Annotated in this window: 11 protein-coding genes and 1 tRNA gene; 7 read left to right on the forward strand and 5 right to left on the reverse strand. The window is 66.1% G+C overall.

Annotated features, from left to right (window positions below; translation table 11 throughout):
* Window positions 1-8: 8 nt before the first annotated feature.
* A complete protein-coding gene (locus tag AC097O_RS20775) occupies window positions 9-680 on the reverse strand; it encodes a hypothetical protein (protein ID WP_315187748.1) in 672 nt (223 codons plus the stop codon).
* A 153-nt stretch (window positions 681-833) separates the two neighbouring features.
* Window positions 834-910: transfer RNA gene (locus tag AC097O_RS20780), tRNA-Arg, on the reverse strand.
* A gap of 57 nt (window positions 911-967) precedes the next feature.
* Here AC097O_RS20780 and nagA point away from each other — a divergent pair.
* Window positions 968-2,086 (forward strand): N-acetylglucosamine-6-phosphate deacetylase, encoded by a 1,119-nt coding sequence (gene nagA / locus AC097O_RS20785; RefSeq protein ID WP_479594752.1) that lies wholly within the window; start codon window positions 968-970, stop codon window positions 2,084-2,086.
* On the opposite strand, the gene AC097O_RS20790 is transcribed toward nagA, so the two are convergent.
* From AC097O_RS20790 to AC097O_RS20800, 3 genes are read right to left on the reverse strand one after another with little or no spacing between them, the layout of a single operon-like run.
* Window positions 2,083-3,552 carry an ATP-binding protein gene (locus tag AC097O_RS20790; protein WP_479594753.1) on the reverse strand — a complete coding sequence of 490 codons (1,470 nt, stop codon included), beginning with the start codon at window positions 3,550-3,552 and terminating at the stop codon, window positions 2,083-2,085. The genes nagA and AC097O_RS20790 overlap by 4 nt on opposite strands.
* Window positions 3,545-4,261, reverse strand: a complete 717-nt coding sequence (locus AC097O_RS20795) for a response regulator (RefSeq protein WP_479594754.1) — start codon at window positions 4,259-4,261, stop codon at window positions 3,545-3,547. The genes AC097O_RS20790 and AC097O_RS20795 overlap by 8 nt, the downstream gene beginning before the upstream one ends.
* A 3-nt stretch (window positions 4,262-4,264) precedes the next feature.
* Window positions 4,265-5,521, reverse strand: coding sequence for an ABC transporter substrate-binding protein (locus tag AC097O_RS20800; RefSeq protein WP_479594756.1), 1,257 nt, complete (start codon window positions 5,519-5,521; stop codon window positions 4,265-4,267).
* Window positions 5,522-5,782: 261 nt separating this feature from the next.
* On the opposite strand from AC097O_RS20800, the gene AC097O_RS20805 reads away from it, so the two are divergent.
* The 6 genes from AC097O_RS20805 (at window position 5,783) to AC097O_RS20830 (ending at window position 12,019) form a co-directional block, all read left to right on the forward strand.
* On the forward strand, window positions 5,783-7,030 hold the full coding sequence (locus AC097O_RS20805; protein ID WP_479594757.1) for an ABC transporter substrate-binding protein: 1,248 nt from the start codon (window positions 5,783-5,785) through the stop codon (window positions 7,028-7,030).
* 61 nt (window positions 7,031-7,091) lie between these two features.
* Complete coding sequence (locus tag AC097O_RS20810; protein ID WP_479594759.1) at window positions 7,092-8,006, forward strand: carbohydrate ABC transporter permease; 915 nt, start codon at window positions 7,092-7,094, stop codon at window positions 8,004-8,006.
* A 7-nt stretch (window positions 8,007-8,013) separates the two neighbouring features.
* On the forward strand, window positions 8,014-8,856 hold the full coding sequence (locus AC097O_RS20815) for a carbohydrate ABC transporter permease (protein ID WP_479594761.1): 843 nt from the start codon (window positions 8,014-8,016) through the stop codon (window positions 8,854-8,856).
* Between the two features lie 82 nt (window positions 8,857-8,938).
* Window positions 8,939-10,078, forward strand: a complete 1,140-nt coding sequence (locus AC097O_RS20820; protein WP_479594764.1) for an ABC transporter ATP-binding protein — start codon at window positions 8,939-8,941, stop codon at window positions 10,076-10,078.
* On the forward strand, window positions 10,075-10,965 hold the full coding sequence (locus tag AC097O_RS20825) for a glucosamine kinase nucleotide-binding domain-containing protein (RefSeq protein ID WP_479594766.1): 891 nt from the start codon (window positions 10,075-10,077) through the stop codon (window positions 10,963-10,965). The genes AC097O_RS20820 and AC097O_RS20825 overlap by 4 nt, the downstream gene beginning before the upstream one ends.
* Window positions 10,966-10,990: 25 nt before the next feature.
* Window positions 10,991-12,019: an SIS domain-containing protein gene (locus AC097O_RS20830; protein ID WP_479594769.1), complete on the forward strand. Its 1,029-nt coding sequence runs from the start codon at window positions 10,991-10,993 to the stop codon at window positions 12,017-12,019.
* Window positions 12,020-12,036: the final 17 nt, after the last annotated feature.

Consider the following 12,036-nt stretch of genomic DNA (forward strand, 5'->3'; position numbering starts at 1 on the left):
CCGACAGTTCAGCCGTTGTCCAACAGCTGGGCCGACACGCAGGCCTGGGTAAACACCGCCACCGCATGCCGCAGCGTGGGCACATCGGAATGCGGGTACTCCATGCGCAGGTAAACCCGTCCGCGTTGAACTTGCAGGATGAACGGCGTGTCCTGCTGCACCGCGCTGGTCGGCCAGGCTTGCAGCAGGTCCATCAAGGGGCCGTCCAGCCACTGCTGGGCCTGGGCGCGGTTGTCGGCCACCAGGGCGTAATGGTCCCAAAACTCCAGGGGTGCGGTGTTCCAGCCCACCTGGTCGTACAGCGCCAGCCAACGGGCTTCTTCGGGCAACGCCACATCCACCGTGGTCTGTACGCCGTGGGTGGCCTGCTCGTAGGCACGCTTTTCCAATGACTCTTTCAGCGGGCGGTTGATCAGCATGATGGCCAGGTGCTCGGGCAAACCCAGCTCGGCCCGGGCGCGCAGCTCGGCACCGACGATGAAGTCCCGACCCGCCGGGCTGCGCTCCAGCCGCCAGGGCCGCCCACCGACCGCGCCAATCACCGCAAAGCCACCGGCATCGTCCAGGCGGTCAAACGCCAGACCTTGCGAATCTGCCCAGCCACTGAAGGCATCCAGATCGGCATGGCTATGTCCCAGGCTGGTCGCCCGTCCTACCCAGTTTTTGATGCGCTTGAGCATGCGCGCCTGCTTTCTTTGGAGGGGCTGGTAGTGTGCTGCAGCCCGAAAGGAATAAGGGCAATTGCTACATAAAATATAGCTGCTTACGCTGATGGAATGAGCGCTAGAGACCGATTTAATGCCTAAAATAAGCCACTAAACAGAGTTGCGCTATGGTCTACCCGACAGGGATCGAACCTGTGACCCTCAGCTTAGAAGGCTGATGCTCTATCCAACTGAGCTACGGGTAGCAAGCTTAAGATTCTAACCTTACGCTTTCTCGACCTGCCTCTTTTGAAGACCTTGCCATGCCATCCCTGCACGCCAACATCCTGACCCCCAGCGGCTTCGTCACCGGAGACATCGCCTTCAGCCCCGAAGGCCGCATCGCCTTTATTACCGGCAGCCCGGTGCCCACCGCCAGCGTGCGCGATGCAGGCCTGCCACTGGTGCTGCCCGGCTTCATCGACCTGCATGTGCACGGCGGCGCGGGCCACGACATCATGGAAGGCGGCGATGCCGTGCAGCACGTGACCCGGCTGCACGCCCGGCACGGCACCACGTCGCTGCTGGCCACCACCATGACCGCGCCCATGGCTGACCTGGAAGCCGCGTTCAGCGCGCTGGGCCCGGTCTGCCGACAGCGCCCGGCAGGTGCGGCCCGCGTGATGGGCGTGCACCTGGAAGGCCCCTACATCAGCGAAGCCAAGCTGGGTGCGCAGCCGCCGTTTGCCCGGCCCGTAAGCCACGCCGAAATCCACCAGCTGCACGCCCTGGCCCCGATCCGCCTGATCACCCTGGCCCCCGAAGTGGGCGGCAATCTGGACATAATCGCCAAGCTATGTGCCGACGGCTACAAGGTGCAGCTCGGCCATACCACCGGCAGCTACGAAGACGGCGTGGCCGCGCTGCGCCAGGGGGCCACCGGCTTCACCCATTTGTTCAACGCCATGTCGGCCTTGCACCACCGCGAGCCGGGCATGGTGGGCGCGGCGCTGGCGCACGCCCGCTTTGCCGAGATCATTCCCGACCTGCTGCACGTGCACCCCGGGGCCATCCGCGCCGCGCTGCGGGCCATTCCCTGTCTGTACTGCGTGACCGATTCCACCTCGGCTGCAGGCATGCCCGACGGCGAATACACGCTGGGCCGCCACAAGGTGTTCAAGTGCCTGGGCGGCGTGCGGCTGGAGGACGGTACCTTGGCCGGATCCTCGCTGGCCATGGACCAGGCCCTGCGCAACCTCGTAGACAGCGTGGGGCTGGACCTGGCGGACGCTTCCAACCGCGTCTCGCGCTTCGCCGCCGAGCACCTGGGCCTCACCGACCGGGGCCAGTTGGTTGCCGGTGCCTGGGCCGATGTGGTGGTGCTGGACCGCGACCTGGCCCTGCAGGCGGTCTACGTGGAAGGCGAAGCCATCCCTCTCTAGTCGGTCGCCTGGGGGATGGCGGGCAGCAGCACCGTCACCACCAGCCCGCATTCGGCGTGGTTGTGCAGCCGGATTTCGCCGCCATGCGCCTGGATAATGTTGCGGGCAATACCCAGGCCCAGGCCGGTGCCGGTGCGGTTGTTCTGCTGGCCGTGGCCCAGGCGCACATGCGGCTCGAAAGCCGCCGACATGGAGGCCTGCGCAATGCCGGGGCCGAAGTCGCGCACCTCCACCACCGCCAGCGCCCCCCGGTGGCCCAGGCGCAACTGCACCCGTTCGCCGTACAGCACGGCGTTGTCCAGCAAATTGCTCAGGGCCCGCTCCAGCGCCAGCGGCTTGCCCTGCACGCTCACCGGTTCGGAAACAAATTCGATGCTGGCGTTGGGGTGGATGGGCCGCTTGGCCAGCCGGGCCAGCAGGGTGTCGAGCCGCACGGGGGTCAGGTTCTCGTGGATGTCGGTGTCTTTGACGCTTTGCAGCGCGGCCTTGACCATCACGTCCAGGTCGTCCAGGTCTTCGTGGAAGTCGGCCTGCAGGGCCTCGTCGTCCAGCAGCTCGGTGCGCAGCTTGAGCCGCATGATGGGCGTTTTTAGCCCGTGGGAGATACCCAGAAACAACCGCTCGCGGTCCACCAGGTAGCGCTGGATGCGGGCCTGCATTTCGTTGAAGGCGCGGGCGGTGCGGCGCAGCTCGGCAGTGCCGGTTTCGGGCACGGGCTCGGGCGCGCTGTCGCTGCCAAAGGCGTTGGCCGCCGAAGCGATGCGGTTCAGCGGGCGGATCAGGCCGCGCACCAGCAACACCGCCAGCACCAGCACCGTCAGCAGCGTCACCAGTTGCAGCGCCACCCGGTCCAGGGTCAGCGGGTTGGCGTTGTCCAGAAAATACGGGTCGGGCATGGGGGCGGCCAGGTACAGCCAGCGCCCGGGCTCAAATTCAGACTGGATCACCAGCACCGGCGCGGGGCGGGGGCGCAGCAGCAAGGTGGCCTCGACCCAGGACTCGGGCAGGTCGTTCACCGTGCGGCCATCGTCCGACACCCGCAGGCCATCGGGCCAGGCAAAGGCCACATCCGGGGCCTGGGCGGGGCGCAGATTGGCCACCAGGTCGTCACGCACCACGGTCACTACCGCGTCCACCAGAGCGTTGCCGCCCAGCGGGGTGATGGGCACGCGCTCGCGGTTCACATTGACGAAAAACCGCGTGCCGCCCATGGTGCGCAACTGCTCGATCAGGATGGGCCGGTATTTGGGTGGCAGGTCGCGGAAAAAGCGCAGCGTGCCCGCCGCATTCACCGCCAGGTGGTGGGCCGCGCCCAGGGCCTCGGTGCGGGCGCTTTCGCGCAACTGGCGCGCCCACAGCAAGGTACCCACCAGCTGCGCACTGACCACGCCCAGCGCCAGCACCAGCACGATGCGGCCCAGCAGGCTGTCGGGCAGCCAGCGCCATATCCCGGATGGTCTAAGCATCCGCGGCCACCACGTCGGCCGAGAACACATAGCCGCTGCCACGTACTGTCTTGATCAGCAGCGGCTGCTTGCCGTCGTCGCTCAGGCGCTGGCGCAGGCGGCTGACCTGCACGTCCAGCGAGCGGTCCAGCGGCCCCAGGTCGCGGCCCCGGGTTTGCTCCATCAGGCGGCCCCGGTCCAGGGTTTCGCCCGCGTGCTCGGCCAAAAAGCGCAGCAGGTTGAAGTCCATGCTGGTCAGCACCACCAGGGCACCTGTCGCGTCCATCAGCTGGCGCTCCAGCAGGTCCATGGTGAAACCGGCAAAGCGCAGAAAGCGTACCGCCGCTGCCCCACCACCCAGTTGCATGCGGCGGTGGATGGCCTTGATGCGGGCCAGCAGCTCGCGCGGGTTGTAGGGCTTGGCGATGTAGTCGTCAGCCCCCAGCTCCAGGCCGACGATGCGGTCGGTGTCGTCGGCGCTGGCGGTCAGCATGATGATGGGCACGGGCGACTGGCGGCGCACGGTCTGGCACAGGGTGAAGCCGTCGGTGTCGGGCAGCATCACGTCCAGGATCACCAGGCTCAGCAGGTCGCGGAAACGCTCGAACTCGGCCAGAAAGCTGGCCCCGTCGTGTGCCACACGCACCTCGTACTGGTGCTTTTCCAGGTAGGTTTTGAGCAGGTTGCGGGTTTTTTGGTCGTCGTCGACGACCAGGATGGTTCTATTCATGATTTACGGTGCATTGCTGGGGGCGCGGATCACTGCGGCCAGGCGGCGCTGCGCCTCGGCGGGCTCCATGCGCGGTTCGCTCAGGTAGCGCCATAGGGTCTGGGCCACTGCGTCCTTGATGGATTCGTCGGCGGCCATGCGGTGGGCCAGGCTGGGCACGCGGGCGGTGCGCGGGTCGGCAAAGCTGGCCCAGGAGTCGCGGGCGCAACTGTCCAGGCTGGCCACGTCCATATCGCGCTGCACCGGTACCGAGCCTTTGGTGCGGTTGTAGGCCAGTTGGGTGGACGCATTAAACACCAGCTCGGCCACCTTTTCCTGCGTGGCATCGCGGTGGTGGCCGTTGGCCAGCATGGCCAGGGTGTCGATGCTGTAGAGGTGGGTGTTCTCGGTGCCTGGCAGCACCACGCAGCCAAAGTCTTTGCCCGGGCTGGCCCCCCAAGCGATCAGCTCGCCCTTGGCCCAGTCGCCCATCACCAGCATGGCGGCTTTGCCCGCCAGCAGCTCGCGGGTGGCATCGGTCCAGGGCTTTTCGCGCGGGGGTTCCCCGTTGGTATTGCGTAGCCAGCGCAACCGGGTCAGGGCGCGCTCCACCCGAGAGTCCAGCCAGGCGCTGCTCTTGCGCTGCACGATCAGCTCGCGGTACAGCGCCGGGCCCGCATCGCTGAGCAGCACCGCCTCGAACACGGTGGCGATCTGCCAGGGCTCGTCGCTCCAGGCCAGTGGCTGGATGCCCTGTGCCGACAGCTTGCGCACCGCCAGCTCAAATTCTGCCCAGGTAGTGGGCGGTGGCAGGCCGACGCGGGCAAACAGGCGGCGGTTGTACAGCAAGGTGTTGATGCGGTGGATGCCCAGCGGCGCGGCGATCACCATGCCGTTGTAACTGACTAGGTCCATCACCGTAGGAAACAGGTTTTGCGCCCAGCGCTGGCGGGTGGCCACGGCGTTCAGCGGCAGCACCAGGCCCACATCAGCCCATTCGGTGAGGGTGGTGCCTATGAGTTGCGCCACGTCGGGTGCGTCGCCCATCAGTACCCGGCTCTTGAGGACCTTGACCGCCGCCATGCCGCCACCGCCGGGTATGGCCGCGTCGCGCCACTGCACGCCGTTGGCCGCCAGGATGGCGCTGAGCTGGTTGGCGGCGCGGCGCTCGCTGGCCGAGGTCAGCCAGTGCAGTACATCCACCGGCTGGGCAGGTGCTTGCGCCCAGCCGGGCACCGCCAGCGCGGCCCACCCCAGTAACAAGACGGCAAGAGCTTTCATTTCCTATCGAAATGTAATGTTATCTATCAGGGGCCCACAGGCTGCCACAGAGCCTGCCCACGTGCCGCATCGGCAACGTAATGAAACGTAATGCAGGCGCACCAACGATAGATTTAAATTCAACAAAATCAAGCACTTAGAAGATTACGGTGGCCGGGCGGGAGCGGTTTGATATTACAGGTGGCACAGCATAACCTCCGGCCCATTGAAGGCCAGCACATCCCGTTCTGGATTCAAGCCACCCCCAGGAGACCACCGTCCATGCGCATCCCATTCCACCTCACGGCCACCGCCCTTGCCCTGGTTTGCAGCGGTTTTGCCCACGCGGGCAACCTCACCATTGAAAGCTGGCGGGTGGACGACAAATCCCTGTGGGAAGAGGTTTTGTTGCCCGCCTTTAACAAGACCCACCCCGGCATCACCGTCAAGTTCTCGCCCACCTCGCCGCCCGAATACGACTCGGCTCTGAACACCCGCCTGACCGCAGGCACCGCAGGCGACCTGATCACCTGCCGCCCCTTCGATGTGTCGCTGGACCTGGCCAAAAAGGGCCACCTCGAAAAGCTCAACGGCATTGCGGGCCTGAAGAACTTCCCCGAATCGGCCCAGGTGGCCTGGCAGTCGGACGATGGCAAAAGCACCCACTGCATGCCTATGGCCTCGGTGATCCATGGTTTCTTCTACAACAAGAAAATCTTTGCCGACCTGGGCCTGGCCGTGCCCGTGACCGAGGCCGATTTCTTCGCCGTTCTAGACAAGATCAAGGCCGCCGGTAAAACCACGCCGCTGGCCCTGGGCACCGCCGACCAGTGGGAAACCAACCAGATCGTCTTTACCGGCATCGGCCCCAACCACTGGAAGGGCGAAGAAGGCCGCAAGGGCCTGATCAGCGGGAAACAGAAGTTCACCGACCCGGCCTTCGTCAGCACCTGGGAAACCATGGCCAAGTGGGCCCCCTACCTGTCCAAGGGCTACCAGGCGCAGACCTATGGCGATTCGCAAAACCTGTTCGGCGCGGGCCGGGCTGCCATCTACCCCACCGGCTCGTGGGACATCTCGTACTTCGAGCAAAACAGCAAGATCGACTTCGGCGCATTCAAGCCCCCGGTGCAAAAAGCCGGTGATCCTTGCTACATCTCTGACCACACCGACATCGGCATGGGCATCAACAGCAAGAGCAAGAACAAGGCCGACGCGCAGACCTTCCTGAACTGGCTGGCCAGCAAAGAGTTTGCCGACCTCTACACCAACAAGGCCACCGGCTTCTTCTCGCTGTCGAGCCACGCCATCGAGGTGAAGAACCCCGTGGCCAAGGAAATGATCAGTTGGCGCGGCCAGTGCAAGAGCACCATCCGCCTGAACGCGCAAATCATGAACCGTGGCACGCCCAGCATGGAAAACGAGCTCTGGAACGTCAGCTCGCAAGTCATGAACCTGAAGATGGCCCCCAAGGATGCCGCGAAGCAAATCCAGACCGGGTTTGCCAAGTGGTACGCCCCCGCCAAGTAAAGCAGCCTGCGGCAGGCCCTGGGGGCTTGCCGCCGCCTGACTGCCACCACAAAGGTTCATGATGAAACAAGGTTTTTCCTGGCGGGTGCTGGTGTTTATCACCCCGGCCCTGCTGGTCTACGCAGTGTTCAGCGCCCTGCCGCTGCTCGACACCCTGCGCCTGGGGCTGTACAGCACCGATGAAAACGGCCTGCGCAGCTTCTCGGGCCTGGCCAACTACGCCACCATCCTGCACGACCCGCAGTGGTCGGCCAGCTTCTGGAACGCCATGCTGAACAACCTGAAGTTCTTCGGCATCCACATGCTGGTGCAAAACCCGATTGGCCTGCTGCTGGCGGCCCTGCTGTCGCTGCCCAGGCTGCGCGGTGCCACGCTGTACCGCACGGTGTTCTTTCTGCCCACGCTGTTGTCGGTGGTGGTGGTGGGTTTTGTGTGGCAACTGATTTTGTCGCCGCTATGGGGCGTGTCCGAGCGGTTGCTGGGCTGGGTGGGGCTGGAGAGCTGGTTTGCCCCCTGGCTGGGGCTGGAGACATCGGCGCTGAACACCTTGTCGCTGATGTCGGTGTGGCAGTTCGTGGGCATGCCCATGATGCTGATCTACGCCGCCATGATCGCCATCCCCGAGGACGTGATCGAAGCCGCGGTGGTCGAGGGGGCCTCACCCTGGCGCATCTTTTATGAGATCCGCCTGCCGCTGATTTTGCCCACCCTGGGCCTGGTGACCATCCTTACCTTTGTGGCTAATTTCAATGCGTTTGATTTGATCTACACCGTCAAGGGCGGGCTGGCCGGGCCCAACTACAGCACCGATATTTTGGGCACGCTGTTCTACCGCACCTTCTTTGGTTACCAGTCGCAGGTGGCCAGCCCGACCATGGGCGCGGCGGTGGCCACGCTGATGTTTCTGGTGATCCTGCTGGGCGTGGGTGGCTACTTTTTGGTGGTGCAGCGCCGCCTGCAACGCTTTGCCCTGTGAGCACATGATGGCCAAACCACTCTCCCCCATTGCCCCCAGCCGCGTGTTTGTGCACGCCACCCTGCTGGGCTACCTGCTGCTGGCGATGGCGCCCATCCTGCTGGTGTTCATGAACTCGTTCAAAGAGCGCACCGCCATCTTTGACGACCCGCTGGCCTGGCCCACGCCCGAAACCTTTTCGCTGGTGGGCTACCACAAAGTGCTGGGCCGCTCCGAGGTATGGCTGTACTTTGGCAACAGCTTCACCGTGACGGTGGCCGCGCTGTTTTTCATTCTGCTGTTTGGCGCGATGGCGGCCTGGGCGCTCACCGAGTACAAGTTCCAGGGCAGCCGCTGGCTCAAACTGTTTTTTGCCTTCGGCATCATGGTGCCGATCCGGCTGGGCACGGTGTCGATTCTGCAAACCATGGTCAGCTTGGGCCTGGTCAACACCCTGACCGCCCTGGTGCTGGTGTACGTGGCCCAGGGCCTGCCGCTGGCCATCATGATCCTGTCGGAGTTCATGGGCCAGGTGCCCAGCGAGCTGAAAGACGCGGCGCGCTGCGACGGCATCGACGAGTTCCGCATCTTTTTCCAGGTGGTGGTGCCGCTGATCCGCCCGGCCATTGCCACGGTGGCCGTGTTCACCATGGTGCCGATCTGGAACGACCTGTGGTTTCCGCTGATCCTGGCACCGTCGGAAAAAACCCAGACCATCACCCTCGGCATCCAGCAGTTTGTGGGCCAGTACGCCACCGACTGGAACGCCGTGCTCGCCGCCCTGGCCCTGGCCATCATCCCCGTGGTCGTGCTCTACGCCCTGTTTTCACGCCAACTGATCCGCGGCATCACCGCCGGTGCAGTCAAATAATCACAGGACTTACGCAAGACCCTCTGGGTGCCCGGAGGGCGACCCAGAGGGCGCTGCGTAATTCCTAACCCGTTCAAACATCATGGCAAAAGTATCCCTTCAAAACATCTCCAAATCCTTTGGCAGCACGCCAGTGCTGCAGGATGTCAGCCTGGACATCGAGCACGGCGAGCTGGTCGTGCTGGTGGGCCCCAGCGGCTGCGGCAAGTCCACCCTGCTGCGCGTACTGTGCGGGCTGGAGAGCATCGACAGCGGCACGCTGCGCATAGGCGACGACGTGGTCAACAGCATGCCCCCGGCGGAGCGCGGCATTGCCATGGTGTTCCAGAGCTATGCGCTCTACCCGCACATGACAGTGCGCCGCAACATGGCCTTCGGCTTGCGCATCCACGGTGCCGACAAGGCCGAAATCGACCGCCGTGTGATGGAGGCCGCCAAGGTGCTGCACATCGACCACCTGCTGGAGCGCCTGCCGCGCGAACTCTCTGGCGGCCAGCGCCAGCGCGTGGCGATTGGCCGCGCCATCGTGCGTGAGCCCCGGCTGTTTTTGTTCGACGAACCCCTGTCCAACCTGGACGCCGCCCTGCGCGCCAAGACCCGCATCGAGCTGGCCCGTCTGCACCGCGACCTGGCGGCCACCATGGTCTACGTGACGCACGACCAGATCGAGGCCATGACCCTCGGCGACAAGATCGTGGTGCTGCACGAGGGCCGGGTGCAGCAGGCGGGCACGCCGCTCACCCTGTACCAGCAGCCCGCCAACCGTTTTGTGGCCACCTTCATCGGCTCACCCACCATCAACCTGCTGCCTGCGCGGGTGGTCGAGCTGGCCGAACAAGGTGTGCGGGTACAGCTGGGCAACGGCTGCAAGTTCCTGGCCACCGTAGACCCCACCGGCCTGCAGATCGGCGAATCGGTGGAAGTGGGCCTGCGCCCCGAGCACTGCGAAGTGCTCGCCGATGGCCGCGCCCCGCGCGAGGACGATGCCGCGCTGGATGCCGAAATCACCCTGGTCGAGCACCTGGGCGAATCGAACCTGCTGTACCTGAAGACCGACGACGGCCAGGAGCTCATCGTGCGCGGCGACGGCAATGCCGCCGTGCGCCTGGGCGACTCGGTGATCGTCCGCGCCGTACCCGAAGCCATGTACCTGTTCCGCGCCGACGGCAGCGCCTGCCCGCGCCTGCGCCCCGGCAATATGCGATCGGCCCACGCACTATGACGCTACCCAAAGACATCCTGTACCGGGTGGGTGTAGACGGCGGCGGCAGCAGCACCCGCGCCCGCATCACCCTGGCCGATGGCACACCCCTGGGCGAAGGCAAGGCCGGTGCCTCGGGCCTGATGCAAGGTATTCCGCAAGCCTGGCGAAATATTGAATGGGCCATGGACCGCGCAGCGCAGGCCATGGCCGCCACCGACCTGCCGCCGCCCGACCGGCACAACTGCGCGCTCGGCATCGGCGTGGCGGGCTTTAACAACCCGCAGTGGCGCAACGCCTTTCTGGCCGCCAACCCCGGCTACACCCACCTGGCCGTGGATACCGACGTATTCACCGCACTGCTGGGGGCCCACCAGGGCCAGCCCGGTGCGCTGGTGATCGCGGGCACCGGCACCGTGGCCCAGGCGCGCCATGCCGATGGCCGGCGCATGGCGGCGGGTGGCTGGGGCTTTCCCTCGGGCGACGAGGGCGGCGGTGCCGTGCTGGGCTTGCAGGCAGTGCACCTGGCGCAACAGGCCGCCGATGGTCGGCGCGCGCCCAACCCTTTGACCACCGCCGTGCTACAGGCCATAGGCCCCGATGCCGAGAGCCTGCTGGCCTGGTGCTGCACCGCCAACCAGGCAGCCTTCGCCACCCTGGCCCCGCTAGTGTTCGACTGCGAATCCCACGACCCCGCCGCCGCGCGGTTGCTGGCCGATGCGGTCCAGGCGCTGGAGGCACTGGTAGCCGCCGTCGATCCGCAAGGGCAGCTGCCGCTGGTGGTCTGGGGCAGCGTGGGCCAGCGCCTGGCCCCGCGCTTCGCACCTGCGGTGCAGGCCCGCCTGGTGCCGCCGCGCACCGATGCCCTGCAGGGCGCGCTGCAGCTGCTGGCACTGCAATTTCCTTGAACCTCCAACCGTGCTCTACCCCACCATGACTACCACTACGCACATGTACGCCGAGGCGATGGCCTCGGCGCGCCAAGTCCAGCTGCAACTCGCCGCCGACCAGGACCGCTACGCCGCTCTCGGTGCCACCCTGCGCGCCCGACCGCCGCGCGGCACCGTCACCATCGCCCGGGGCAGCTCCGACCACGCCGCCGCCTACCTGGCCTACCTCATCATGGCGCGCAGCGGCCAGTTGGTGACATCGCTGCCCATGTCGCTGCTGACGCTGTACCAGGCCCCGCTGCCGCTGGCCGACATGCTGGCCATCTCGGTGTCGCAGTCGGGCCGCAGCCCGGACCTGGTCGAGCCCATGCAGCGCTTCCAGCAGGCCGGAGCCACCACTGTCGCCCTGGTCAACGATGCCGCCTCGCCACTGGCCGCAGCGGTGGACTGGACCCTGCCCCTGCACGCCGGCCCCGAGCACAGCGTGGCTGCCACCAAAAGCTTCATCTGCAGCCTGGTCGCCGGAGCCCGCCTGGCCGCCGCCTGGACCGACAACGCGGATTTCACCGCCCGACTGGCCGACCTGCCCGCCGCGCTGGACCAGGCCTGCGCCCAGGACTGGTCGGCCGCCATCGCCCCGCTGCTGCAGGCCGAGCGCCTGATGGTCATCGGCCGCGGCCCCGGCCTGGCGGTTGCGTTTGAAGCCGCGCTCAAGTTCAAGGAAACCTGCGCCATCCAGGCCGAAGCCTTCAGCGGGGCCGAAGTGCAGCACGGCCCCATGGCCCTGGTGGATGAGGCCTACCCCATGCTGATCTTCGCGCCGCGCGGCCCGGCCCAGCCCGGCCTGGTCGCCCTGGCCGCCGCCATGCGCCAGCGCGGTGCCCACGTGCTGCTGGCCGCCCCGGCCGATGTGCCCAGCCGCGACCTGACCCTGGCCACCGCCCCGCACGAAGACCTGGACCCCATCACCGCCATCCAGAGCTTTTACCTGCTGGTCGAAGCCGTGGCCCGCGCCCGCGGCCAGGACCCGGACAAGCCGCGCCATTTGTCCAAGGTGACGCGTACGCGCTGATCCCAGAGATCCGCAGA

The sequence above is a fragment of the Rhodoferax sp. LS1P39 genome (assembly GCF_056521425.1).